The sequence below is a fragment of the Streptomyces sp. NPDC059092 genome, assembly GCF_042756365.1.
Lineage (GTDB): Bacteria > Actinomycetota > Actinomycetes > Streptomycetales > Streptomycetaceae > Streptomyces.
This window is the reverse complement of record NZ_JBHZEJ010000002.1, coordinates 88,688-115,049: the sequence shown is the minus strand read 5'-3', so window position 1 is coordinate 115,049 and position 26,362 is coordinate 88,688. Positions and strand designations below refer to the sequence as shown.

The following is a 26,362-nucleotide window of genomic DNA, read 5'->3' as shown; positions in this document are numbered from 1 at the left end:
AGGGATGTTGACGCCAGATTGACGCTTTCCTGCGCTGCTGTCCAGTCAAAGCATCGGATCAATCTGCATGTGGCCCGATGACAACGACGGCCGCCCCGGCCCCCGGGGCGGCCGTCTCCGTACTCAGACGAGCTGGTAGCCGCGCATGTTCGTCAGCAGCAGGTGGCAGTCCCGCAGCGAGTCCGACGTGTCCCCGAGCGAGCGGTAGATGCCCCACTTCGGCCGGACCCGGTCGGCGAGGAAGGTGTCGACGCCGGTCTTCCGCGCGTCGATCAGCGTGCTGCCGTTCTTGCGGAGGATCCACCGTACGGTCCCGCTCGTACCGTTGCCGATCTTGAGCTGGAAGTCCACGTCGACCCACGCGTTGTGCAGGGGCGACAGGGCGGTGCGGCCGACGAGGATGTCCTGCTCGAAGATCTTCAGCTCGATGGTCTGTGCGCCGTCGACCCGGCGCAGCGACTGCACGATGATCGGGGAGGTCCCGGTGCCGGGCTGCTTCATCTGCATGATGTGGGTGAAGCTGGTGGTCGCCCGCAGCGTGCTCGGGATGTACATCGAGTACGTCACCCGCCAGCTCTCGCCCTGCTGCCACCTGAGGTACGAGCCGCCGGCCGGGGCGCGCATACCGGTGACCTCGTGGCGCTGCCGGTCGGTGGAGGTGTCCCGGTCGGCCAGGTGCATGGCGAAGCGGTAGTTGTCGCCCTCGGTGAAGATGTGCGGAGATGCGGAGGTGTGGGAGTCCGCCCGGTCGTCCTCGATCGTCTCGAAGGCGGCCAGCCCGTCGTTACGCGCCGAGGGCGCCCAGCGCTGCTGCCAGGAGGCGGCCGCGGCCGGGCCCGCGAGCTGCGGCAGCCCCGTGGCGACGGCGCCGCCGAGCGCCGCGCCCAGCAGGGTGCGCCGGTTCGGCCACGGTAAGGAGCCGGTGCCAGGAACGGGGCGGGGGAAGTCGGTCATCGCGATTCACCTTGTCCTGTTGTCGTCGGCCGGCCGCGGCCGAGGCGCCGCCGGACGGTGTGGAGGTCGCGCGGGGTGACGCCGTGGGCCCGTGGGCGTCGAGGCGGGCGTGCACGGGCCCCGAAAGCCGGGCGGGTCGATCCGGCCGGACGGGGTGGCCTCGGAGGTCCCCACGGTGCGCTGTGCGGGCCATGTCATGTATATGAATGGCGTTCAGGTGTGCATCCCTGGGGGAGAGTGCCACGGGCCCGCGAAGCAGGGAAGAGGTCTCCGGCAAGATTTTCGCGGCGGAGATCATCCGGGCGGTCCGGAGCATCCGGGCGCGGAGGAGGCCGTGGGCGTGGCCCGGAACCCGGCCGTGAGCGCGCCATGGCCCCGCCGGCGAGCGGATCCGGCGGGGCCACGTCCTCCTGATGGTACGTCAGTTCAGCAGGTCAGTTCCGCACGTCAGACCGGCCGCAGCCAGACCGTGGCGAGCGGCGGCAGGGTGAGCTGGACGGACACCGGCCTGTGGTGCGCGGCCACCGACTCCGGCTTCAGCGGCTCCGGGTTGAGGATGTCACCGCCGCCGTACCGGGCCGCGTCCGTGTTCAGTACCTCGGTCCAGGCCGTGAACTCCTCGGGGACGCCCAGCCGGTACTGATGGCGGACCACCGGCGAGAAGTGTGAGACCGCCAGCAGCGGCGCGCCCTCGGCGTCGAAGCGCAGGAAGGCGAAGACGTTGTCCTCGCCCGCGTCGCCGTCCACCCAGGCGAAGCCCTCGGGTACGGTGTCCCGCTGCCAGAGCGCGGGCGTCGCGCCGTACACCCTGTTGAGGTCGCGGACCAGGTCGCGCACGCCCCGGTGGTCGGCCTCGGCCCCGTACGACGGGTCCAGCAGCCACCAGTCCGGGCCGTGGCCCTCCTGCCACTCCGCGCCCTGGGCGAACTCCTGCCCCATGAAGAGGAGTTGCTTGCCCGGGTGGGCCCACATGAAGCCGAGGTACGCGCGCTCGTTCGCCCGCTGCTGCCACCAGTCGCCGGGCATCTTGGCGACCAGCGCGCCCTTGCCGTGCACGACCTCGTCGTGCGAGATCGGCAGGACGTAGTTCTCGCTGTACGCGTACACCATGGAGAAGGTCATCTCCCCGTGGTGGTACTTGCGGTGGACCGGTTCCTTGGAGACGTAGTCCAGCGAGTCGTGCATCCACCCCATGTTCCACTTCAGCCCGAAGCCCAGCCCGCCGAGTCCGTCGGGGCCCACCTGGTGGGTGGCGCGGGTGACGCCGTTCCAGGCCGTGGACTCCTCGGCGATCGTCACGACGCCGGGACAGCGGCGGTAGACCGTCGCGTTCATCTCCTGGAGGAACGCCACCGCGTCCAGGTTCTCCCGCCCGCCGTGCTCGTTCGGTGACCACTGGCCCGGCTCGCGCGAGTAGTCGAGGTAGAGCATCGAGGCGACCGCGTCCACCCGCAGCCCGTCGATGTGGAACTCCTCGCACCAGTACACCGCGTTGGCGACCAGGAAGTTCCGGACCTCCGTACGCCCGTAGTCGAACTCCAGGGTTCCCCAGTCAGGGTGCTCGGCCCGCTGCGGGTCCGCGTGCTCGTACAAGGGCCGGCCGTCGAAGCGGGCCAGCGCCCAGTCGTCCTTCGGGAAGTGCGCGGGCACCCAGTCGACGAGCACCCCGATGTCCGCCCGGTGCAGGGCGTCCACCAGGAACCGGAAGTCGTCGGGCGTCCCCATGCGGGACGTCGGCGCGTAGAACCCGGTGACCTGATACCCCCACGAACCGCCGAACGGATGCTCGGCGACCGGCATCAGCTCGACATGCGTGAAGCCCAGATCCTTCACGTACGCGGGGAGTTGCGCGGCCAGTTGGCGGTACGTCAGGCCGGGGCGCCAGGAGGCGAGATGAACCTCGTAGACGGAGAACGGCGCCTCGTGCACCGGGCGTTCCCCGCGGCGCGCCAGCCACGTCTCGTCGCGCCACACATGGTGGGACTCGGTGACGATCGAGGCCGTCGCGGGCGGCACCTCCGTACGCCGGGCCATGGGGTCGGCGCGCAGGGTGTGCGAGCCGTCGGGGCGGGCGATGTCGAACTTGTAGAGCGCGCCCTCCCCGATCCCCGGCACGAACAGCTCCCACACCCCCGAGGAGCCGAGCGACCGCATCGGCAGACTCGTACCGTCCCAGTAGTTGAAGTCACCGGCGATCCGCACCCCGCGCGCGTTCGGCGCCCAGAGCGTGAACCGGGTCCCGGTCACCCCCTCGTGGGTCATCGGCCGGGCGCCGAGCGCCTTCCACAGCTCCTCGTGGCGGCCCTCGCCGATCAGATGCAGATCGAGCTCCCCGAGCGAGGGCAGGAACCGGTACGGGTCCCCCACCTCCAGCTCGTCCGGCTCGGCGGCGGGGTCACCGGCGTCGCTGTAGCGGACGAGCAGGGTGTACGCGGGCACCGTGCGCAGCGGCAGGACACCGGAGAAGAAGCCGTCGCCGTCGTCGGTCAGCTCCGCCCGCAGGTTCTCGGCGCGTACGGTGACGGCCCGCGCGTACGGCCGCAGCACCCGGATGGCCACACCGTCCGGCACGGGGTGCGCCCCCAGCAGCCCGTGCGGATCGTGGTGGGTCCCGCTGAGCAGCCGGTCCCGGTCGCCCGCGTCCAGCGGCGGCGCGACGCGCCCCCGGGACGCCGGCGCGGCAGGGTCCCCGGCGGTGACGGGTGCCGTCGCGGGGGCGGGGATCGGGAGCGTGGCGGCGGGCTGCGCGGTCTTCGGCGCGGTCTTCGGCTTCGCCTTGGGCTTCGTCTTCGCCGTGGACTTCGACGTGGCCTTGGGCTTGGGCTTGGGCTTGGGAGCCCGGTCGGACGAACGGTCGGACGGCGTGCGGGCGGTCACGGGGGCTGCCTCCTCTAAGGGGCTGTGAAGGGGCTTCGTCGTAGAGCAGGGGAGGGGGAGGAAAGGAGGGAGGGGGAGGAAAGGAGGGAGAGGGGGAGAGGGGGGAAGGAGGAAAGGGGGAGCCGGCGGCGGCGCCGGTCAGGCGCCCGCGGCCAGCCGGCGGATCGCCGCCATCGGGACCGGGAGCCAGTCGGGGCGGTGCCTCGCCTCGTACAGGACCTCGTACACCGCCTTGTCCGTCTCGTACGCGCGCAGCAGCTCAGGCTCCGCGCGCGGATCGGTGCCCGCTTCCGCGTACCCCTCGCAGTACGCGGCACGGCAGCGCGCCGCCCAGTCGGGGCGCCACGGCTCGTGGGAGCGTGCCGCGTAGTCGAACGACCTGAGCATGCCCGCGACATCGCGGACCGGTGGCTGCGGACGGCGTCGTTCCGCGAGCGGCCTCGCCGGTTCGCCCTCGAAGTCGATGACCGACCAGCGGCCGTCCGGTGTCCGCAGGGTCTGGCCGAGATGGAGATCACCGTGCACCCGCTGCGCGGGCCTGCCCCGCCCCGCCTCGTCGAGTGCGGCGAGCGCGTCGAACGCCGCGCGCAGCCCGGGGACGTACGGCAGCAGCGCCGGTACCGCGCGCGCCGCCACCTCCAGGCGTTCGGTCATCCCCTCGGCGAGGTGCGCGGTCTGCCGACGGCCCAGTGTCACGGTCGGCAGGGCGGCGGCGAGCGCGGTGTGCACCTCGGCGGTGGCCCGGCCCAGCGCCCGCGCCTCCGAAAGGAACTCCCGGTCGCCGGTGAGCGCGGCCAGTGCCAGGCGCCAGCCGTCCCGGGAGTCGCGCAGATAGGGCTGGAGCACACCGAGGGTCAGGGCCTCCCCGCTGCCCGGCAGTCCGCCGCCGGACGGGTCGGCCGCCTCGATCCAGCCGACCGGCGCGGGGACGCGCTCGCACCCCTCGGCGGCCAGGGCGAGCGGCAGTTCCAGATCAGGGTGGGCGCCGGGGTAGACCCGGCGCAGGATCTTCAGGATGTACGCGTCCGAGCCGCCGGCCCCGGCCCCGTACACCAGGGACGAGTTCGACTGCTCGGCATCGAGCAGGCGGCCGGTGAGTCCGGCCGGCACGGTCGCCGCGCGGCAGAACCGCAGCGGCCCCCGGGTATCGGTCGCGCGCAGCCGCTCCAGCAGCAGATCGGCGACGCGCGGGTCGTGCAGGCCCTCGTAGACGGTACGGCCGGCCAGCGGCCCCTGGTCCACCCGGCCGATCGCCGCGCCGGCCAGCGACGCGGGCAGGGTGTGGCGTACGCCGAGGAGGAGCTGGTAGCAGTCCTGGTAGCGGCCGTTGGCGGGGGCCGGGTCGGCGGCGCCGTGCTGTTCCACCCGTACGAGCAGATGGAGCAGGCCGGGCCCGGCGGCGCTCTGCGCCTGCAGTTCCGTGACGGCGACCGGCACGAAGCCGGTGACGGGGCTGCCCTTGCCCGCGAACCAGCGCTGACGGGGCAGCCACGCGTGGAGCAGTGGCGCGAGGGAGCCGACCAGGGTCCGGGCCTCGGTGTCGGAGAGAGCGGGGGCGGGGGGCTGCGCGGGGGACAGAGCACTCCTGAGTCGCGGGACACCGTGGTCAGGACCGGCGTCCTGGGCCGGGGGCACGACGGGGTCCTGTGGAGGGTGGCTTCTGTCGGCGAGACCCGGAACAAACCGGGTGGATGCAGCCTTCGACATGGCATCGCGTCCTTTCCCCGGGCACACCACAGGATGCGCAGAGTGTCCCGGATTGCGGCAACGGCTGTCCGGCTGTGCGGGACGTGTCGGGTGAGGATGATCCGTACGGATCGATTCCGTACGAACTCAATACGAATTTGATCGAATCGATCGAACTGGATGTGGAGGAGAGTGCCCCGTGCGGGGCGGTGGAAACCGCCCCGCACCGCGACACGGGTCAACACCGTGTCACGAGGGCTCCCCTGACGGGAGAGGCGCGCGGCTCACGCCGGGGGCGCGGTGGCGGCGGTGTCCTTGCGCAGTCTGAACCAGTAGAAGCCGTGTCCCGCCAGCGTCAGCAGGTAGGGCCACTCCCCGATCGCCGGGAACCGCACCCCGCCGATCAGCTCCACCGGATGCCGGCCGCTGAACGTCCGCAGGTCCAGCTCCGTCGGCTGCGCGAAGCGCGAGAAGTTGTGCACGCACAGCACCAGGTCGTCGCCCTCGCCCTCCTGGGAGGGCGCCTCGCGCAGGAACGCCAGCACCGCCGGGTTGGACGACGGCAGCTCCGTGTACGAGCCGAGCCCGAAGGCCGGGTTCTGCTTCCGGATCTCGATCATCCGCCGCGTCCAGTGCAGCAGCGAGGACGGCGACGCCATCGCCGCCTCCACGTTGGTGACCTGGTAGCCGTAGACCGGGTCCATGATCGTCGGCAGATAGAGCCGCCCGGGGTCGCTGGACGAGAAGCCCGCGTTCCGGTCGGGCGTCCACTGCATCGGCGTCCGTACGGCGTCCCGGTCGCCCAGCCAGATGTTGTCGCCCATCCCGATCTCGTCCCCGTAGTAGAGGATCGGGGAGCCGGGCAGCGACAGCAGCAGCGCCGTGAACAGCTCGATCTGGTTGCGGTCGTTGTCGAGCAGTGGGGCGAGGCGGCGCCGGATGCCGATGTTGGCGCGCATCCGGGGATCCTTGGCGTACTCCGCGTACATGTAGTCGCGCTCTTCGTCCGTGACCATTTCGAGGGTCAGCTCGTCATGGTTGCGCAGGAAGATGCCCCACTGGCAGCCGGTCGGGATCGACGGGGTCTTCGCGAGGATTTCCGAGACCGGGTAGCGCGACTCGCGCCGTACGGCCATGAAGATCCTCGGCATCACGGGGAAGTGGAACGCCATGTGGCATTCGTCGCCCCCCTTCGCGTAGTCGCCGAAGTAGTCGACGACGTCCTCCGGCCACTGGTTGGCCTCGGCGAGGATCACGGTGTCGGGGTAGTTCGCGTCGATCTCAGCCCGGACCCGCTTCAGGAACTGGTGGGTGGCCGGCAGGTTCTCGCAGTTGGTGTTCTCCTGCTGGTACAGGTACGGCACGGCGTCCAGCCGGAAGCCGTCGATGCCCAGGTCCAGCCAGAAGCGCAGCGCGGAGACGATCTCCTCCTGCACCTTCGGGTTCTCGTAGTTGAGATCGGGCTGGTGGGAGAAGAACCGGTGCCAGTAGTACTGCTTGCGCACCGGGTCGAAGGTCCAGTTCGACGTCTCCGTGTCGACGAAGATGATCCGCGCGTCCTGGAACGCCTTGTCGTCGTCGGCCCAGACGTAGTAGTCGCCGTACGGCCCTTCGGGGTCCTTGCGGGACTCCTGGAACCAGTCGTGCTGATCGCTCGTGTGGTTCATGACGACGTCGATGATCACGCGCATGCCGCGCTGGTGCGCGGCGTCGACGAACTCCACGAAGTCGGCGAGGTCGCCGAACTCGGGGAGCACCGCCGTGTAGTCGGAGACGTCGTAGCCGCCGTCGCGCAGCGGCGACTTGAAGAACGGCGGCAGCCAGAGGCAGTCGACCCCGAGCCATTGCAGATAGTCCAGCTTGGCGGTGATGCCCTTGAGGTCACCGATGCCGTCGCCGTTGCTGTCCTGGAACGAACGCACCAGGACCTCGTAGAAGACGGCGCGCTTGAACCAGTCGGGATCGCGGTCCTTGGCCGGGGTGTCCTCGAACGTGTCGTGGACCGGCTCGTTGACGATCATGATGTGGGTGACCCTCCGATCGGCGGGGACGGTCGCAGCACCACGATGTGCGCGGGCCTGACGCCCGGCTCAAGGCGCACATAGGTGGAGCTGCCCCAGTGATAGGTCTCGCCGGTGAGCTCGTCGCGCACCGGAACGGTCTCGTGCCCCTCCATCGATGTGGGGCCGAGCCGTTCCATGTCCAACGAGACCGTCGCCTCCTGGGTGTGGTGAGGGTCGAGGTTGACGACCACCAGAACGATGTCCGTGCCCGCCCTCTTGCTGTACGCGATGACCGCGTCGTTGTCCGCGTGGTGGAAGTGGATGTCGCGGAGCTGCTGCAGGGCGGGGTGGCGTCGTCTGATCCGGTTGAGCGCCGTGATCAGGGGCGCGATCGTACGGCCCTCACGTTCGGCCGCCTCCCAGTCCCGGGGTCTGAGCTGGTATTTCTCCGAGTCGAGGTACTCCTCGCCGCCTGGTGCCGCCGGGGTGTTCTCGCAGAGTTCGTATCCCGCGTACACCCCCCAGGAGGGCGCCATCGTCGCCGCGAGCACCGCCCGCGCCTCGAAGGCGGGCCGGCCGCCGTCCTGGAGAAAGGCGTGCAGGATGTCGGGGGTGTTGACGAAGAAGTTGGGCCGCATGGACCAGGCCGACTCACCCGACAGCTCCGTCAGGTAGTCGGTCAGTTCCTGCTTGCTGTTGCGCCACGTGAAGTACGTGTACGACTGCTGGAAGCCGACCGCGCCGAGCGTCCGCATCATGGCGGGCCGGGTGAACGCCTCGGCCAGGAAGACGACGTCCGGATCCGTCCGGTTGATGTTCGCGATGACCTTCTCCCAGAAGAGCACCGGCTTGGTGTGCGGATTGTCGACGCGGAAGATCCGTACACCGTGCGCCATCCAGTGCCGCAGCACGCGGGTGGTCTCCCGGACCAGTCCGCGCAGATCGGTGTCGAAGGCGATCGGATAGATGTCCTGGTACTTCTTCGGCGGGTTCTCCGCGTACGCGACGGAGCCGTCCGCGCGGTGGTGGAACCACTCCGGGTGCCTCTCGACCCACGGGTGGTCCGGCGAGCACTGGAGCGCGAAGTCGAGCGCGATCTCCATCCGCAGGGTGCGGGCCGTCTCCACGAAGTGGTCGAAGTCCTCGATCGTGCCCAGGTCAGGGTGGATCTCGTCGTGGCCGCCCTCGGCCGAGCCGATCGCCCAGGGCACCCCGACGTCCTCGGGCCCTGGTGTGAGGCTGTTGTTGGGGCCCTTGCGGAACGTGGTGCCGATGGGGTGGATCGGCGGCAGGTAGACGACGTCGAACCCCATCGCGGCCACGGCGGGCAGCCGTTCGGCCGCCGTCCTGAAGGTGCCGCTCACCGGCGGCTCGCCCTTCCTCACGACGGCGCCCTCGGAGCGCGGGAAGAGTTCGTACCACGATCCGTACAGCGCACGCCGGCGCTCGACGAGCAGCGGGACCGGACGCGAGGAACTGACCAGTTCACGCAGCGGATGGCGGTCGAGGGCGGCGGTGGCCTCGGGGGCGAGCGCGGCGGCCAGCCGGGCGGCGGCGGGCAGCGCGGTGTCCCGCAGGGTGTCGGCGGCGGCGAGCACGGCCTCCCGGCCGTCGCGCTTGGGCACACCGGCGGCGGCGCGTTCGTACACCTCGGCGCCCTCCGCGAGGACGAGGGCGATGTCGTTCTCGTCGGTGCCGGCCGGGACCTTGATGCCCGCGGCGTGGCGCCAGGTCGCGACGGGGTCGCTCCACGCCTCGACGGTATACGTCCACCGGCCTTCCTCGGTGGGGGTGACCTCCGCCCCCCAGCGGTCGGTGCCGGGGGCGAGTTCACACATCGGGGTCCACGGGCCGGGGCGTCCGCCCGGGTCCACGAGGACGACATTGGCGGCGACGGCGTCATGGCCTTCACGGAAGACGGTCGCGGTGACCTGGAAGGACTCACCGACCACCGCCTTCGCGGGGCGTCTTCCGCAGTCGACGAGAGGGCGTACGTCCAGGACGGGAATGCGTCCGATCAGCGGTTTCACGGGATCACCTGAGGGCTGTGCGGGCTTGACAGGCAGGGCGGGTGAAGCGGGTGGAGCTGCGCAGTGCCGTGGAGAGGAAAGGTTTACGCGTTTTTTGTGGTTTTAGTGCTCTTTGTAGCTGCTCTGTGGGCGACTGCGAGGCTGCGAGCATGGCCGCTCCTGTCCGCGTTCACTCGAATAGCGCTGGAAATCGGGACGAGACGCGCTCGTGTGCGGTAGGTACCGCTGGAGCCTTCCCACCGGTTTCGGGGCGGTAATCCAGCGGTGTGTTAACTCCTCCTACTCCGGCCGGGTCCGGTCATGCGTGGAGCGAGGGGGTGGGTTTCGGCCGATACGGGCGGTGGCGCGTGTCGCGACCAGGGCCGCGTCGGTGTCCCCGCGCGACGTCGCCACCACGTCCCCGATATCACCGACGGAACAACGGGGGAAACCACCGGGGAGGGAGCGAATGGAGTGCATTCACCGTCATGAGTGCGCCGTGGCCCCGCCCGTCGGGGTAGGGCTACCTTCGAGAAGAGGCGGGCGCACCGTGACGGTGTGTCCGCTCCGGCTCTTCTGCTGTCGGCTGTCCGCCCCCCCCGGTTGCGAAGGTGGAACACGTGAAGGCAATCCGTCGGTTCACCGTCCGCCCCGTCCTGCCCGAACCACTCCAACCGCTCAGCGACCTCGCCCGCAATCTGCGCTGGTCCTGGCATACCGAGACCCGCGAACTCTTCGAGGCCGTCGACCCCGCCGGATGGCGCGCCTCGGGAGCCGACCCGGTACGGCTGCTGGGCGGCGTCTCCGCGACGCGCCTCGGAGAGCTGGCGGCCGACCGCGCCTTCCTCGACCGGCTCGGCGCCGCCGCCGCCGACCTCGACACCTATCTGCGCGGTGCCCGGTGGTACCAGGAGCGCGACGGTGACACCGGCGGCGCGGGCGCGGAGGGGGGCGTGAGCGGGGGCGTGGAGCTGCCCGCCGCCATTGGCTACTTCTCGCCGGAGTTCGGGGTCACGGCCGCCCTGCCCCAGTACTCCGGCGGCCTCGGCATCCTCGCCGGAGACCATCTCAAGGCCGCCAGCGACCTCGGCGTCCCCCTCATCGGCGTCGGCCTGCTCTACCGGCACGGCTACTTCCGCCAGTCGCTGTCGCGCGACGGCTGGCAGCAGGAGCAGTACCCGGTCCTCGACCCCAACGAGCTGCCGCTGACCCTGCTGCGCGAACCGGACGGCACCGCCGCCCGGGTCAGCCTCGCCCTGCCGGGCCACCGCACACTGCGCGCCTGCGTCTGGCAGGCCCATGTCGGACGCGTACCGCTGCTGCTGCTCGACTCGGACGTCGAGGAGAACGGCCCCGGCGAACGCGAGGTCACCGACCGGCTCTACGGCGGCGGCAGCGAACACCGGCTTCTCCAGGAGATGCTGCTCGGCATCGGCGGCGTCCGCGCGCTCCGTACGTACTGCCGGCTCACCGGCCACCCCGCGCCCGAGGTGTTCCACACCAACGAGGGGCACGCGGGCTTCCTCGGCCTGGAGCGCATCCGCGAACTCGTCAGCACACCGGCCGACGCCCTCCGAGGTACGGAGTCCGGTACGGCGATGGGGTTCGAGGCCGCGCTGGAGGCGGTACGCGCCGGGACCGTCTTCACCACGCACACCCCCGTCCCGGCCGGCATCGACCGCTTCGAACGCGACCTGGTCGCCCGGCACTTCGGCGACGACGGCGAACTGCCCGGCGTGCCCGTCGAACGGGTCCTCGGCCTCGGCGCGGAGAGCTACCCCGGCGGCGAGACCAACCTGTTCAACATGGCGGTCATGGGGCTGCGGCTCGCCCAGCGCGCCAACGGTGTCTCCACCCTGCACGGCGCCGTCAGCCGGAAGATGTTCGCCGGGCTCTGGCCGGGCTTCGACCCGGCGGAGGTGCCCATCGGCTCCGTGACCAACGGGGTGCACGCACCGACCTGGACCGCGCCCGAGATGGCTCGCCTCGGCGCCCGGCGGAACCCGGGCGGCCGACCGGACCCCGTCGGCCTTCCCGACTTCACCGCGACCCCCGCCGCCGCGCTCTGGGACGTACGGCGCGCGCTGCGCGCCCAGCTCGTGACCGAGGTGCGCGGGCGGCTGCACGCCTCCTGGCGGCTGCGCGGCGCCGAGGACGCCGAACTGGGCTGGATCGACGGCGTTCTCGACCCGGACGTCCTGACCATCGGCTTCGCCCGCCGCGTCCCCTCGTACAAGCGCCTCACCCTGATGCTGCGCGACCGGGACCGGCTCACGGAGCTGCTGCTCCACCCCGAGCGGCCGATCCAGATCGTCGTCGCGGGCAAGGCGCACCCGGCGGACGACGGCGGGAAGCGGCTGGTGCGGGAGCTGGTGCGGTTCTCCGACGACCCGCGCGTACGCCACCGCATCGTCTTCCTGCCCGACTACGGCATGGGCATGGCGCAGAAGCTCTACCCCGGCTGCGACGTCTGGCTGAACAACCCGCTGCGCCCGCTGGAGGCGTGCGGCACCAGCGGGATGAAGGCCGCGCTCAACGGCTGTCTCAACCTGTCGGTCCTGGACGGCTGGTGGGACGAGTGGTTCGAGCCCGACTTCGGCTGGGCGATCCCCACCGCCGACACCGGGACCGCCGACGAGAACCGCAGGGACGACCTGGAGGCGAACGCCCTCTACGAACTCATCGAGGACCGCGTCGCGCCGCGCTTCTACGACCGGGGGACGGACGGACTGCCCGACCGCTGGATCGAGATGGTCCGGCGCACCCTGGTCACCCTGGGGCCGAAGGTGCTCGCGGGGCGGATGGTGCGCGAGTACGTGGAGCGGCTCTATGCCCCGGCCGCCCGTGCGCACCGCTCGCTCGACCCCGGCCGGGCGGCGGAGCTGGCCGCCTGGAAGTACCGGACGCGCACGCTCTGGCCGTACGTCTCCGTCGACCACGTGGAGGCGGTGGCGGCCACCGGCGCCGGTGGCAGCACGGAGCTGGGCTCCACGCTCACCCTGCGGGTGTGCGTCGGCCTCGGCGAACTCCGGCCCGACGACGTCGAGGTGCAGGCCGTCGCGGGCCGGGTCGGCCCGGACGACGCGCTCGTGGACGCGCGGGCCTTCCCGCTCAAACCGGCGGGCGGCCCCGACCTGGAGGGCCGCTGGGTGTACGAGGGCCCGCTCGCCCTGGACCGTACGGGCCCCTACGGCTACACCGTCCGCGTCCTGCCCGCCCACCCGCTGCTCGCCACCAGTGCCGACCTGGGGCTGGTGGCGCTGCCGACGGAGGCGACCGGGGAGGGTGCGGGCGTCCTGATGCGCTGAGCGCCGTCACCGGACGGCGGCCCGTCGACGCCGCCGTCCGGTGCCGGAGATCGGTCCGTAGGGGGATTGGTCCGTACGGGGATCGGTCCGGACGGGGATTGGTCCTACGGGGATCGGTCCGGACGGGGATTGGTCCGTACGGGGATCGGTCCGTGCGGGGATTGGTCCGTGCGGAGATCGGTCCGTGCGGGGATTGGTCCAGATCTTGACGTGTCCATGTGGTGGTTCTAGGTTCCACGGTCAGCCCCCGGTTCACAGACCCACCCCACGTTCATGTGGGTGATCGGAACGGGGGAGCGCAGAAGCATTCCTCGCCGACCGGAAGGCACCCCCACATGCGCCCCGGATCCATCGCCCGCGTCCTCGGACTCTCCGCCGCACTCGCCGCGCTCACCGCCGCGGCCCTCGCGGCACCGGCCTCCGCGGAGCAGGCCCCCGACGCCACCGTGCCGCACACCGCCCCCGTCGCCGCCGCGCCCGCGGACTTCACCCACCCCGGCGTGAACCTCGGCACCGCCCAACTCGACTTCGTACGCGGGAAGGTGCAGGCCGGGGCGCAGCCCTGGAAGAGCGCGTACGACACGATGGCGGCGAGCAGGTACGCCTCCCTCTCCCGCACCGCCAAGCCCCGCGCGGTCGTCGAGTGCGGCCCGTACTCCAACCCCAACAACGGCTGCACGGACGAGCGCGAGGACGCGATCGCCGCCTACACCGACGCCCTCGCCTGGTACATCACCCGTGACGACCGCTACGCGCAGAAGGCGATCCAGCTCATGGACGCCTGGTCCGCCACGCTCCAGGACCACACCAACAGCAACGCCCCGCTCCAGACGGGATGGGCCGGCTCGTCGTGGCCCAAGGCCGCCGAGATCATCAAGCACGTGTACGGCAACTGGCCGAACTCCGGGCGGTTCGCGACGATGCTCCGCACCGTCTACCTGCCCGAGATCATCAACGGCTCCCACTCCAACGGGAACTGGGAGCTGACGATGATGGAGGCGGCGGTCTCCCTCTCCGTCTTCCTCGACGACAAGGCGAGTTACGACAAGGCGATCAACACCTACCTGGTCCGCGTGCCCGCGTACATCTACCTGTCCTCGGACGGCGACCTGCCCAGGACCGTGCCGAGCCAGAACCTCAACACCCGTGCGAAGATCGTCAGTTACTGGCAGGGCCAGTCCACGTTCGTCACCGGCCTCACTCAGGAGACCTGCCGCGACTTCGTCCACACCGGCTATGGCATCTCGTCCGTCGCCCACGTCTACGAGACCGCGCGCCTCCAGGGCCAGGACCTGTTCCCACAGGTCGGCGAGCGGCTGCGACAGGCGCTGGGCTTCCAGTCGAAGTACGAGCTCCAGGCCGAGCCCGTACCGTCCTCGCTCTGCGGCGGCAGTGTGAACCGGGGGCTCGGCCCGGTCACCGAGGTCGGCTTCAACGCGCTGAACACCCGGCTGGGTTACGCGATGACCAACACGCAGCGCCTGACGGAACAGCAGCGCCCGGCGGGCACCAACAACCTCTTCGTGGCCTGGGAGACGCTCACGAACGCGAGCAATCCGAACTAGGCCCTGTCTGACAAATCCCGCCTGGCTCGCGACGCCTGGCACGCACACTCGCTGCGTTGTCGGAGTCGCCCGAGTACGTCCAGTACACGGGCGATCCTCCGCCTTGCGATTGCACGCGCCAGACACCGCGAGCCCCGCCCTGCGGGCGGACGGCGCTATTTGTCAGACAGGGCCTAGTGGGTCAGGGAGCCGGAGAGACGGCCGCGGAGGCCGAAGCCAGCGAGTGGAGGTCGGTGTTGGCGCCGCACAGCACCACGCACACCCGCTCGCCCGGCTCGGGCCGATAGCCGTAACTCCCGTCCTCCTGACCGGAGGTGAGGGCGGCCAGCGCCGTTGACGCCGCGTGCTCCACCGTGATGCGGTGGTCCTCCCACAGGGCCTCGCGGGCCGCCGTGATCGCGGTGTCCGTGACCAGGACCGAGCGCACCCCCTCCCGCCCGGCGGTGTCCAGGGCCATGGCGGAGGCGCGGGAGGCGCCCAGCGAGTCGGCGGCGACCGAGTCGACCGGGACGTCCACCACGTGGCCCGCCTCCAGCGCCGCGTTCAGGGCGCGGCAGTTCTCCGGCTCGACGGCGACGACCCGTACGCCGTGGTGGAGGGCGGCGGTGGCGACGCCCGTGAACAGGCCGCCGCCGCCCACCGACACCACCACCGTGTCCAGCTCGGGGAGCCGGGAGTGGATCTCCTCCATCAGGGTGCCCGCGCCGGCCGCGATCAGCGGATGGTCGTACGCGTGCGAGGCCAGCGCGCCCGTCGTGGCGCCGAACTCCTCGCACGCCGCCAGCGCCTCGCCGTACGTGGCCCCGACCAGCCGCACGTCGGCGCCGTACGACCGGAGACGGCCGACCTTCACCGGCGGGGCCGTCTCCGGCAGGAAGACCGTCGCCCGTACGCCCTGCTGCCGCGCCGCCCACGCGCAGGCGAGCCCGGCGTTGCCGCCCGAGGCGATGGTCGCGCCCGCGTCCGGCAGGGTGCCGGAGGCGCGGTGGGCACGGAGGAAGTTCTGGGCGCCGCGGGCCTTGAAGCTGCCGGTGTACTGGAGGTGCTCCAGCGCCAGCCACGTCCCCGTACCGGGGTCCACCGGCGCCAGTGACACGGGACGTACGTGCCCGGTGACCCGGTCCACCGCCCGCTTGACGTCGTCGTAGGTGATTCCGGACATGTGCTGCTCCTGCCGACGGCCGATGGATACGGTGTACCGTACGCTGGCTCGCATGCCCAGGCAATCCGCTTCCCTCGACGCCGCCACCCCCGAGCGCATCGCCGCCACCGCCCTGGCGATCATCGACACCGACGGCCCCGGCGCGCTGAGCTTCCGCACGCTGGCCGCCCGCCTGGGCGTCGCCCACGCCACCGTCCAGCGCCGCTGCACGGACCTCGCCGGACTGCTCGACCTCTGCGCCGACCACCTCGCCGCCGAACTGCCCGGCCTTCCGCCCGGCACCGACTGGGCCGAGGCGACCGAGACCCGCTTCCGGGCCCTGTACACGGCGCTCACCGCGCACCCCGGGCTGCTCGCGCTGCGCGGCAGCCGCCCATGGCTCGGCCCCCGGCTGCTGGGCAGGCTGGTGGAGCCGCAGCTCGCCGACAGCGTCGCCGCCGGGATGACACCGGGCGAGGCGATGACCGCGTACCGCCGGATGTATCTGCTCACCCTCGGCAGCGCCACCTTCGTCGACCACCGCGACCCCGGAGGGAGCATGGCGCTGACCCGTAGGGCGCTGGCGGCGCTGGACCCCGAGGAGTTCCCGGTCCTGACCGGACATCTCCCGGAGATCCTGCCCGCCGTCGTGGACCACGAGGTCTACCACGGCGCCCTGCGCCAGCTCGTCCTTGCGGCCGGCCCCGGGCTCCGGGGGACGACGTGAAGCCCCTCGGTGAGCCCCTCGACGACAGAAAGCCGCCCGGGGCAGGCACACCCCGGGCGGCTTCCGGTGGAACGAGGGCTCAGAAGGTGAGCTTGAAGCTGTTGAGCCGGCCCGTGTCCTGCGACGCGACATCCTGGACCTTCAGCGTCCAGGTGCCGTTCGCCACCTCGGACGAGGCGTTGACGTAGTACGTCTCGATCACGTTGTCCGCCGAGTCACCGCTGCTCGACGCCTTCAGCCGGTACGAGGTACCGCTCGGCCCCACCAGGTCGACGACCAGGTCACCGCGCCAGGTGTGCGTGATGTTCACGTCGACCTGGAGGGTGGACGGGGCGTTGCCCGTGACACCCGAGACGACGAGCGGCGAGGTGATCGCCGCGCCGTTGTCCGGGATGGCGATCGACGTCGTGGACTCGAAGGCCTGGCCCGTGCCGCCGCCGCCCGGACGGGGGCCGACCGCGATACCGGCCCAGGCGTTCTGCACGGCCGTGTACTCGGCGCTGGTCGTGCCGTACAGCTCACCGGCGACCGCGAGCGTGCCGGTACGGGCCGCCGCGTAGTTGGTCGTGGTGGTGAACTTCGTGGAGAGCGCCTTGAACCAGATCTGCTCGGCCTTCTCCCGGCCGATGCCGGTCACCGGCAGCCCGTCGGAGGTCGGGGAGTTGTACGAGACCCCGTTGACCGTCTTGGCGCCGCTGCCCTCGGAGAGCAGGTAGAAGAAGTGGTTCGCCGGACCCGAGGAGTAGTGGACGTCGACCCCGCCGATGCCGGAGTACCAGTAGTCCTTGGAGGCGCCGTCCTTGCTCGGCTGGTCCATGTAGCGCAGCGGCGTGCCGTTGCCGTTGATGTTGATCTTCTCGCCGACGAGGTAGTCGCCCGGGTCGTTCGGGTTGTTGGCGTAGAACTCGACGGCCGCCGCGAAGATGTCGGAGGTGGCCTCGTTCAGACCGCCGGACTCGCCGCTGTAGACCAGGCCGGCCGTGTTGGCGGTGACGCCGTGCGACATCTCGTGGGCCGCCACGTCGATGGAGGTCAGCGGCCTGGCGTTGCCGGAGCCGTCCCCGTACGTCATGCAGAAGCAGGAGTCCTGCCAGAAGGCGTTGACGTAGCCGCTGCTGTAGTGGACGCGGGAGTACGCGCCGACGCCGTCGCCCTTGATGCCGGTACGGCCGTGCACGTTCTTGAAGTAGTCCCAGGTGAGCCCGGCCCCGTACGCGGCGTCGGCGCCCGCCGTCTCCAGGTTGGCGGGCAGGCCGTTGCCCCAGACGTCGGTGGAGTTGGAGAAGAGCGTCCCGGTGCCCGACGTACCGCGGTTCAGGTTGTACGTACGGTGGTTGCCGCGGCCCCCGTCGGTGAGGTTGTACGTCGAGCCCGACGCGGTGGAGCCGAGGGTGACCTGGCCGCCGTACTGGGTATTGCCGACGCCGTTCTTGACGGCCTGCCACTCGTACAGCTTCTTGCCGGAGGCCGCGTCGGTGACGACGTGCAGCTCGTTCGGGGTGCCGTCGTGCTGGAGGCCGCCGACGACCGTCTCGTAGGCGAGGGTGGGGGAGCCCTGCGCCATCCACACGACCTGGCGCGGCGCGCGCTCGGCCTCGGTCTTCTTCGAGCCCTCCGCCGCCGCGGCGCTCAGCGCCTGCTTCTCGGCGGCCGAGGGCGCCACGCCCGCCGAGGTGGCGACGTTCGTGAGCGCGGCCTTGGACGCCTTGCTCACCGACTGGGTCGCGCCCGCCTTCGAGGCGGCGACGACGAGGTCACCGCCGAGGACCGGCAGGCCCCGGTAGGTGCGCTCGTACCGGGTGTGCGTGGTGCCGTCGACGTCCTGGACGACATCGCGTACGACCAGCTTCTCCTGTGCTCCGAGGCCGAGTTCCCCGGCGGTCTCCGCCTTGGCCGCGTCGGCGTCCCGCAGCAGCGCGGCGCGCTGGGCGGGGGAGAGCGAGCGCGGCAGCGCACCGGGGTCGGCCTTGCCCGCGACCGGCGCCGCGGGCGCGCTGTCCGGCTGCGCGGCGGCGGTGCCGGCCTGTACGCCGACGGTGAGAAGGGCTGCTGCGGCGATCAGTGCGCCGGTGGCGGTGGCGCGCCGGCGGGGTCTGTGCGTGGGTCTCACGCGAACTCCTTCTGCGAGGGGGGACCGGGCGGGCTCGGTGGGCCACCCGGACAGTGCACGCGGAGCTGTATGGGGCTGGGTGGAGCCTGGTGGTGCTCGGGTCGGGCTCGGTGGTGCGGAGAACGGGGGAAGAGTGGCAGCAGTGGCGCACATCTGTCAGGAGCGCGTCAAAAAGTTGGCCGGAATTCGTTCGCTGCCCGAAATTGCCTGTTCGTTAAGCGGACGTTTCACCGATCATCGGGGCGCCGTGGCCAGGCGTTCGTCCGGACACGACGGTGTGAACGGAAGGTCAACCGGACCGGGGCGCTCGCCCGCCCGGGTCCGGTCGCAGTGTGGCGCGTTCCCGATGTGTTCCCGCCGTGTTGTGCCGGAGGTGCCCCGGCTCAGACCGCCGTACTCCGCGCGGACGGCCTGGACGGCCTGGACGGGTGAACGGCCGTCGCCGACTCCGTCTTCCCGGTCGTCTCCATCGGCTCGGGGGCCTGCCGGGACCAGCGGGCCGCGATGACCGCGCACACCATCAACTGCAGCTGGTGGTAGAGCATCAACGGCAGGATCACCGGTCCCGCCGACGCGCCGAACAGCACCGCCGCCATGGGCAGCCCCGTCGCGAGGCTCTTGTTCGAGCCGCAGAAGACGATGGCGATCCGGTCCGCCCGGCCGAAACCGAGCCGCCGCGCCGCGTACGCCGTCGTCGCGAGCGCCAGCGCCAGCAGGGCGGCCACCACGCTCACCAGGCCGACCAGCCGTGAGGGAGTGATCTGCTGCCAGATGCCCTCGGCCATGCCCCGGCTGAAGGCGGTGTAGACGACGAGCAGGATGGAACCGCGGTCCAGCAGGGCGAGCCGCTTCTTGTGGCGCGCCACGAACCCGCCGATCCAGCGGCGCAGCACCTGCCCGGCGAGGAACGGCAGCAGCAACTGGACGGCGATGGCGAGCAGCCGGTCCGCCGAGAAGCCGACGGTGGAGCCGATCAGCCAGGCGGCGAGCAGCGGCGTGGCGACCATTCCGGCCAGGCTGGAGTACGTACCCGCGCAGATGGCGGCCGGCACATTGCCCCGCGCGGTGGAGGTCAGCGCGATCGAGGACTGGACGGTGGAGGGGACGACGCAGAGGAAGAGCAGACCGGTGTGCAGCTGCTCGGTGAGCAGATACGGTACGACGCCGCCCGCGGCCACACCGAGCAGCGGGAAGAGCGCGAAGGTGCTCGCGCCCACGACGAGATGGAGCTTCCACCCGCGCAGGCCGTCCAGGGCCTCGCGGGTGGAGAGCCGCGCTCCGTACAGGAAGAAGAGCAGCCCGATGGCGAGGTCGGCGGCGCCCCCGACGGCCGTGGCGGCGCCGCCGGTCGCGGGCAGCAGCGCGGCGAGGACGACCGTACCGAGGAGGGCGGCCACGTAGGGGTCGACCGCCCTCCTCAGCCGGCCCGGCCAGGACGGCGGCCGGGACTCCTGTGTCACATCAATCACCTTCGCCGTCGTCGCCCTGCCACGGGGGATGGCCGATCTGCGGGATCCACCCGAGGAGGGAGGGTGCGGGGGCGGCGGCCCGTGCGGGGGCCGTCGCGGGTGGGGCTGGTGGGGGCGCGGGCGCCGCTGCCGGTGCTTGCGCCTGTCCGGGGCCGGGGTTCGGGCCGGGCGCGGGGACGGGTGTGGTCGGTGGTGCGGGTGGAGCGACGGCCGCGGGTGCCGGTGCGGGTGGAGCGACGGGTGCGGGTGCCGGGGTCGGTGCGGGTGCCGGTGTGGTGCCGGTGTCCCCGGTCCGTACGTCGATCGCGCCGCCGCCCCCGTCGTGGTCGCTGCCCGCCGTTCCCTTGCTGCTGATCAGGGTGTTGAGCGTGCGGTCGACCTCCAGCCAGGAATCGGCGTGGGAGTTGTCGATCACGACGAGTCCGACGTTCCGTCCGGCGACGGGGCCGGACGCCGACGCGTCGGCGTCGTCGGCCTGTGCGACGGAGCCGCCGCACAGGATGCTCGCGCCCGCGACCGCGAGGACGCCCGCGGTGGAGCCGAGCGTCAGGCGGGATCCACCGGTGGTGCTCCGGTGCCGGCCGGTGCCGGCCCGGAAAAGGTTCGACGACACGGGGTTCGGCAGCCCGGCTCAGACGGTGACGGGAACCGGTACGGAATTCCGGAGGTCGTGATGTCTGCTGATGTTCTTCTCCAGCAGTTCCGTGGCGCCCTTCACTCCGATGGCGCCGGTTTCCCGGGTATCGGGCAGTCGCCCGTCCTCCATTTTCAGATCGATGAGCGCGCTGTCGATCGCACCGTGCGCCGCGAAAAGACAGGGCGTGCTGTAGATGGCGACATCGACGCCGAGTTCCGTCAGTTCGGTGAGCGAGAGCCGCGGTGACTTGCCGCCCGCGATCTGGTTGAACAGCAGGGGCTTGTCACCGACGACGGAACGGATCTTGCGGATCCATTCCACACTGCGCACCCCGTCGACGAGGATGACGTCCGCGTCGGTCTCCGCGAGCGCCTCGGCCCGCCGTACGATCTCCGCCTCCTCCGTGGCGTCCGTACGGGCCACCACGAGCAGCTCCTCCCGGCTGCGCAGCACCAGGTCCAGCTTGGCCAGGTACTCCTCCAGGGGCAGGATCAGCTTGCCGTCCGCGTGCCCGCAGCGGCGGGGCCGCTTCTGGTCCTCAAGGATCACCCCGGACGCCCCGGCGCGCTCCAGCCGCTGTACGACGTGGCAGGCGACCTCGGGGTCGACGTAGCCGTCGTCGATGTCCACCAGCATGTGGTGCCGGGGAAAGGCCAGCCGCAGCCGTTCGGCGAAGGCCACCATGTCGGGCCACGCGATGTATCCGATGTCGGGGAGACCGTAGTGCGAGGCGGCGAACCCGAATCCGGAGACGAAGAAACCGTTGTAGTGCTGGGCCGCGATGGAGGCCGAGTACATGTCGTAAATTCCGATGAGCGGTGTGGTGCGCGGCGATTGGACCGCTTCTCGCAGGGCGTTGCCGTAGCTCATGACTCTCCTCTGTCCGGAATGAATTCCTCGACGGATTCCGGGACGGGGTGTGTGGGGAATACGGGAGAAGATTTACAGAACCCAAAGGGCTGGTAACGCGACACACCGGAGTATTCCCCGATTTGGCAAAATGTGGCCATCCGTCCTGTCCGGATATAGCCGTCCCGATGAATCCGGCAGGTCTGGAAGCGGCCCCTGGGGCCCATGACGTGTCCCGGTCAGCGGTTGTACTGTCGCGCCCACGGGGGGCGGGGCGAGGTGCGCCACCATGAACAGCCCTTTGACCGGGGCGGTTCGAGGTCTGACACGTCTTTCCACGGTGGAGTGCGAGCAGAGCGCGATGGAGTACCTGAGGGTGCCGTGACGACGACGGACGACGACGGGAACCACAGGAACCACGGGGCGCCGCCGCTCCCCGAGGCGGTGCGGGCCGTCCCGTACTCCTGGGCGACCGGCTTCGGCCGGCCGCCGGACACCCCGGAGAGCGCCGGGAACCTGGCGCTCGCCCGCGCCGTCCTGGAGGCCTGCCTCCCGGCGGCCCCCTTCGCCGTACCGGAGCCGCCCCCCGAGGTCCGCGCGAAGGACCTCGGCGCGGGCGAGGCGCTGCCCGACTGGATCGAGGCCAGAAGCGTGCCGCGGGCCCTCATGCCGTACGCGCGCGACGTGACCCGGGAGCGCATGGCCGAGGCCGAGGCGCGGTGCGGGCGGGCCTGGACACCACGGACTTCACGGACTTCACGACGCGGTGGACCCGCCGTATCTCCGCCTGGATCGCGGAGGAGACGCTGCGCTGGTGCGGCCTGATGGCCGACGCCACCACGGCGCTCACCCCCTGGGCGACCGGCCTCGCGGAACGGTACGCACACCGGGGCATGGCCGCGGAACGGGCCGTCCGGCTGCTCCGCCCCACGACCGAGCTACCGGGCAGCCACCAGGCCCTGGCCCGGCCGGCACACGACGAGGACCTGCCGGCCGAGGTACGCGAACTGGCCGCGGAGGCGGCGAGCGGAGCCGTGCCCGACCACCCCGTGCGCGCGTATCAGGCCAGGCTGTCGCGCCACGCGCGGTGGAGGCCCGCGAAGCGGCCCGTGCCCGCGATCAGGTCGGCGGGGGCGCCGTCCTCGACGATGCGGCCGTGCTCCATCACCAGGACCCGGTCCGCGATCTCGACCGTCGACAGACGGTGGGCGATGACCACCGCCGTACGGCCGTGCAGCACCGTGTCCATCGCGCGCTGCACCGCACGCTCGCCCGGGATGTCCAGCGAGCTGGTCGCCTCGTCCAGGATCAGCACCGCCGGGTCCGCGAGCAGCGCGCGGGCGAACGCGACCAGTTGGCGCTGGCCCGCCGAGATCCGGCCGCCCCGCTTCCGTACGTCCGTGTCGTAACCGTCCGGCAGTCCGCTGATGAAGTCGTGCGCGCCGATCGCCTTCGCCGCCGCCTCGATCTCCGCGCGGCCGGCGTCCGAGCGGCCGATGGCGATGTTCTCCGCGACCGTGCCGGAGAAGAGGAACGCCTCCTGCGTCACCATCACCACCCCGCGCCGCAGCTCGGGCGTGTCCAGCTCGCGCAGGTCCACGCCGTCCAGCAGGATCCGGCCCTCCGTCGGGTCGTAGAACCGGGCCAGCAGCTTGGCCAGGGTGGACTTGCCCGCGCCCGTCGAGCCGACGACCGCGACCGTCTGGCCCGCCGGGATGGTCAGATCGAAGCGGGGCAGGACCTCGCCGCCCGTGCGGTACGCGAAGCGCACCCCCTCGAAGACGGCCGCCCGGCCGGGGATTCCCCGCTCCGTCGCGGGCAGTTCCCTCGGCTGCCCCGCCTCGGGCACGGACGGCGTCTGGGCCAGCAGGCCCGCGATCTTCTCCATGGAGGCGGCGGCCGACTGGTACGAGTTGAGGAACATCCCGAGCCGGTCGATCGGGTCGTACAGCCGCCGCAGATACAGCGCCGCCGCCGCGAGCACCCCCAGCGGCAGGGTGCCCTCCGCCACCCGGTAGGCGCCCCAGAGGACGATTCCGGCGACGGCCGTGTTCGCGACGAGCCGGGAGCCGGTCACATAGCGGGCCATCTCCAGGATCGCGTCGCCGTTGCTGCGCTCGTGACGGTGGTTGAGCGCCCGGAAGTCCGCGTCGTTGGCCCGCTCGCGGCGGAACGCCTGCACCGGCCTGATGCCGTTCATCGTCTCCGCGAACTTCACGATGACGGCCGCGATCGCGGTGGAGCGCCGGGAGTAGGCCTCGGCGGCGCGCCGCTGGTAGAGCCGTACCAGCAGATACAGCGGTACGAAGGACACCACGGCCACCGCGCCGAGCCCCACGTCCAGGTAGAGCAGCATCGCCGAGATGTAGACGAACGCCAGCACCACGGCGATGAGTTCCTGAAGGCCCTCGCTGAGCAGCTCGCGCAGCGACTCCACGTCCGTCGTCGACCGTGAGATCAGCCGTCCCGACGTGTACCGCTCGTGGAAGTCGACGCTCAGCGCCTGGGCATGGCGGAAGATACGGCCGCGCAGATCGAGGAGCACGTCCTGGTTGATCCGGGCGGAGGCCCGGATGAACGCGTACTGCAGGGCGCCCGACCCCACCGAGCAGATCAGATAGCCCGCGCCGACCGCGTACAGCGGCCCGTACTCCCCGTCGCGGAACGCCGGCACACCCCGGTCGATGGCGTACGCGACGAGCAGCGGCCCGGCCTGCATCGCCGCCTGCTGGAGCAGCAGGAGCAGCGCGGCCACCGCCACCCGCGTACGCCGCGCGCGCAGCAGGGAGCGCAGCAGCGCGCCGGTGGCGCCCGGAGGCGCGGGAAGCGCGTCCTTCCCGAAGGGGTCGTCCGTGCCGGTGCCCGGGTCCGTTCCCTGTTCAGCTCCCGGACCGGCCGGATCGGGGGCGGTCCGTGACGGCGAGGGCGGCGACGGCGGTGCGGGGGGTGCCTCGAACGGATCCAGGGACACGGACCGGACGGCGCCCGCTTCCCACTCCGCCTCCCGCTCCGGATCCGGGCCGTGCGCGCCCGTCGTCGTCGACGTCGTCATCGGACACTCTCCTCGACGTGCTCCGAGGCCCCGGACATCAGCCACGCGTACTCCGCGCTGCTCCGCAGCAACTCCTGATGCGTCCCCACGGCGGCGACCCGGCCCCCGGAGATCAGCGCCACCCGGTCGGCGAGCAGCACCGTCGACGGCCGGTGCGCCACGACCAGCGCCGTCGTCTCCCGCAGGACGCGCCGCAGCGCCGCCTCCACCCGCGCCTCCGTGTGCACGTCCAGTGCGGAGAGCGGGTCGTCCAGGACGAGGAAGCGCGGCCGGCCCGCCACCGCTCTGGCCAGGGCGAGCCGTTGGCGCTGGCCTCCGGAGAGGCTGTGGCCCTGCTCGCCCACCTCGGTCTCCGTCCCGTGCGGCAGCGCCTCGACGAAGTCGGCCTGCGCCACGTCCAGCGCGCGCGGCAGCGTGTCCTCCCCGGCGTCCGCCGCGCCCATCAGGACGTTCTCCCCGACGGTGGCCGAGAAGAGCGTGGGCTCCTCGAAGGCCACGGACACCAGCTCCCGCAGCCGCCGTCTGGGCAGCTCCGTGATGTCCTGCCCGTCCAGCGTGATGCGCCCCGCCGTCGCCTCGTGCAGCCGGGGTACGAGCGCGGTCAGCGTCGTCTTGCCCGACCCCGTGGCGCCGACCAGCGCCATCGTCTCGCCGGGTCTGATGTGCAGATCGATCCGGTCGAGGACCGGCACCGAGTCCGCGGCGGCGTCGGGGTAGCGGAACGAGACCCCCTCGAAGCGCATCCCTCCGGCGGCGCCTCCCGAGGTGCCCCCCGGGTCCACCGCGCGGACCGTGGTCTCCGGCGCCTCCGCCTCCGCTTCCTCCCGTACGTCCATCACCTCGAAGTACCGGTCGGTCGCGGTCGCCGACTCCTGGCTCATCGCCAGCAGGAACCCGATCGACTCCACCGGCCAGCGCAGCGCCAGCGCCGTCGACAGGAACGCCACCAGCGTGCCCGCCGAGAGCCCGCCGTCCGCCACCTGGATCGTGCCGAGCACCAGCGCCGCGCCGATGGCCAGTTCGGGAACGGTCATGATCACGGCCCAGATGCCGGCCAGCAGCCGCGCCTTGCCCAGCTCCGTCGTACGCAGCCGCCGCGTCAGCTCACGGAAGGCCAGCGCCTGGCTGCGGTGGCGGCCGAACCCCTTGATGATCCGGATGCCGAGCACGCTCTCCTCGACCACCGTCGTCAGATCGCCGACCTGGTCCTGCGCCTTCCGCGCGACCAGCGAGTACCGCGTCTCGAAGAGCGAACAGACGATCACCAGCGGCACGACGGGCACCAGCAGCACCAGACCCAGCGACCAGTCCTGGAGCATCAGAATGACGAAACCGACCAGGATCGTCGTCGCGTTGACCAGCAGGAAGGTCAGCGGGAACGCCAGGAACATCCGCAGCAGCATCAGGTCCGTCGTGCCGCGCGACAGCAACTGGCCCGACGGCCACCGGTCGTGGAAGGCCACCGGCAGCCGTTGCAGATGGCGGTAGAGATCGGCGCGCATCGCCGCCTCCACGCTCGCCAGCGGCCGGGCCACCAGCCACCGCCGCAGCCCGAAGAGCAGTGCCTCGGCGACCCCCAGCACCAGCAGAGCCAGCGCGCCGAGCCAGACGCCGCCCGGATCCCGGTCCTTCACCGGGCCGTCCACCATCCACTTCAGGACGAGTGGCATCACCAGCCCCAGGCACGACGCCACGATCGCGACCAGCGCCGCGGTGACGAGACGCCTGCGTACCGGTCGTACGTACGGCCACAGCCGCAGCAGCGAACGGACGGAGGAGGACCGCTCCCCGGGGCGTTCCCCGGGGCGGTCCTTGGCGGGTGCATCTGTCTCGGTCATCAGAGCGAGCCTACGGTCCGCCACTGACAACGCTCATGTGGTTTTCCTGCCACTCTGGTCCGGTCGTACCAGCGCATCAACTGATCGGATGACGGCAGGTTGAGCGTGATGGCCGATGGTGCGTACCCCCGCCGCGC

The 26,362-nt window shown here is 71.4% G+C and carries 16 protein-coding genes; 4 read left to right on the top strand and 12 right to left on the bottom strand.

The features are described 5' to 3' along the window. Positions 1-123: 123 nt before the first annotated feature. The 5 genes from ACFXPL_RS01970 to ACFXPL_RS01950 all read right to left on the bottom strand — a co-directional run bounded on the left by ACFXPL_RS01970 (position 124) and on the right by ACFXPL_RS01950 (position 9,541). Positions 124-954 carry a Tat pathway signal sequence domain protein gene (locus ACFXPL_RS01970; RefSeq protein WP_384910891.1) on the bottom strand — a complete coding sequence of 277 codons (831 nt, stop codon included), beginning with the start codon at positions 952-954 and terminating at the stop codon, positions 124-126. Positions 955-1,401: 447 nt separating this feature from the next. Next, positions 1,402-3,576: a 1,4-alpha-glucan branching enzyme gene (glgB, locus tag ACFXPL_RS01965; protein ID WP_384911250.1), complete on the bottom strand. Its 2,175-nt coding sequence runs from the start codon at positions 3,574-3,576 to the stop codon at positions 1,402-1,404. A gap of 393 nt (positions 3,577-3,969) precedes the next feature. Then, positions 3,970-5,409, bottom strand: coding sequence for a phosphotransferase (locus ACFXPL_RS01960; protein WP_384911247.1), 1,440 nt, complete (start codon positions 5,407-5,409; stop codon positions 3,970-3,972). Between the two features lie 392 nt (positions 5,410-5,801). Beyond that, positions 5,802-7,538 carry a maltose alpha-D-glucosyltransferase gene (treS, locus tag ACFXPL_RS01955; protein ID WP_384910889.1) on the bottom strand — a complete coding sequence of 579 codons (1,737 nt, stop codon included), beginning with the start codon at positions 7,536-7,538 and terminating at the stop codon, positions 5,802-5,804. Further along, on the bottom strand, positions 7,535-9,541 hold the full coding sequence (locus ACFXPL_RS01950; protein WP_384911244.1) for an alpha-1,4-glucan--maltose-1-phosphate maltosyltransferase: 2,007 nt from the start codon (positions 9,539-9,541) through the stop codon (positions 7,535-7,537). Before ACFXPL_RS01950 ends, treS begins: the two co-directional genes overlap by 4 nt. A gap of 608 nt (positions 9,542-10,149) precedes the next feature. Between ACFXPL_RS01950 and glgP the strand changes: the two genes are divergently transcribed. Both glgP and ACFXPL_RS01940 read left to right on the top strand, forming a co-directional pair. After that, on the top strand, positions 10,150-12,837 hold the full coding sequence (gene glgP / locus ACFXPL_RS01945; RefSeq protein ID WP_384910886.1) for an alpha-glucan family phosphorylase: 2,688 nt from the start codon (positions 10,150-10,152) through the stop codon (positions 12,835-12,837). A gap of 335 nt (positions 12,838-13,172) precedes the next feature. After that, positions 13,173-14,402 carry an alginate lyase family protein gene (locus ACFXPL_RS01940; RefSeq protein ID WP_384910883.1) on the top strand — a complete coding sequence of 410 codons (1,230 nt, stop codon included), beginning with the start codon at positions 13,173-13,175 and terminating at the stop codon, positions 14,400-14,402. A gap of 181 nt (positions 14,403-14,583) precedes the next feature. On the opposite strand, the gene ACFXPL_RS01935 is transcribed toward ACFXPL_RS01940, so the two are convergent. Then, on the bottom strand, positions 14,584-15,564 hold the full coding sequence (locus ACFXPL_RS01935) for a threonine/serine dehydratase (RefSeq protein ID WP_384910880.1): 981 nt from the start codon (positions 15,562-15,564) through the stop codon (positions 14,584-14,586). Between the two features lie 52 nt (positions 15,565-15,616). Here ACFXPL_RS01935 and ACFXPL_RS01930 point away from each other — a divergent pair, with 52 nt between their 5' ends. Beyond that, positions 15,617-16,270, top strand: a complete 654-nt coding sequence (locus ACFXPL_RS01930) for a TetR/AcrR family transcriptional regulator (protein ID WP_384910877.1) — start codon at positions 15,617-15,619, stop codon at positions 16,268-16,270. Positions 16,271-16,349: 79 nt separating this feature from the next. Here the strand turns inward: ACFXPL_RS01930 and ACFXPL_RS01925 are convergent, their stop codons facing one another. The 4 genes from ACFXPL_RS01925 to ACFXPL_RS01910 form a co-directional block, all read right to left on the bottom strand. Further along, entirely contained in the window at positions 16,350-18,380 is a 2,031-nt protein-coding gene (locus tag ACFXPL_RS01925; RefSeq protein ID WP_384910874.1) for a M4 family metallopeptidase, read from the bottom strand. Between the two features lie 383 nt (positions 18,381-18,763). Next, on the bottom strand, positions 18,764-19,849 hold the full coding sequence (locus ACFXPL_RS01920) for a bile acid:sodium symporter family protein (RefSeq protein WP_384910871.1): 1,086 nt from the start codon (positions 19,847-19,849) through the stop codon (positions 18,764-18,766). After that, a complete protein-coding gene (locus ACFXPL_RS01915; RefSeq protein ID WP_384910868.1) occupies positions 19,842-20,462 on the bottom strand; it encodes a hypothetical protein in 621 nt (206 codons plus the stop codon). Before ACFXPL_RS01915 ends, ACFXPL_RS01920 begins: the two co-directional genes overlap by 8 nt. Positions 20,463-20,480: 18 nt before the next feature. Then, positions 20,481-21,356: an oxaloacetate decarboxylase gene (locus ACFXPL_RS01910; protein ID WP_384910865.1), complete on the bottom strand. Its 876-nt coding sequence runs from the start codon at positions 21,354-21,356 to the stop codon at positions 20,481-20,483. A gap of 360 nt (positions 21,357-21,716) precedes the next feature. On the opposite strand from ACFXPL_RS01910, the gene ACFXPL_RS01905 reads away from it, so the two are divergent. Continuing rightward, the gene (locus tag ACFXPL_RS01905; RefSeq protein ID WP_384910863.1) at positions 21,717-22,160 is read left to right on the top strand and encodes a hypothetical protein; all 444 of its coding nucleotides are present in this window, start codon (positions 21,717-21,719) and stop codon (positions 22,158-22,160) included. A gap of 235 nt (positions 22,161-22,395) precedes the next feature. On the opposite strand, the gene ACFXPL_RS01900 is transcribed toward ACFXPL_RS01905, so the two are convergent. After that, complete coding sequence (locus tag ACFXPL_RS01900; RefSeq protein WP_384910860.1) at positions 22,396-24,387, bottom strand: ABC transporter ATP-binding protein; 1,992 nt, start codon at positions 24,385-24,387, stop codon at positions 22,396-22,398. After that, a complete protein-coding gene (locus ACFXPL_RS01895; RefSeq protein WP_384910857.1) occupies positions 24,384-26,225 on the bottom strand; it encodes an ABC transporter ATP-binding protein in 1,842 nt (613 codons plus the stop codon). The genes ACFXPL_RS01900 and ACFXPL_RS01895 overlap by 4 nt, the downstream gene beginning before the upstream one ends. Positions 26,226-26,362: the final 137 nt, after the last annotated feature.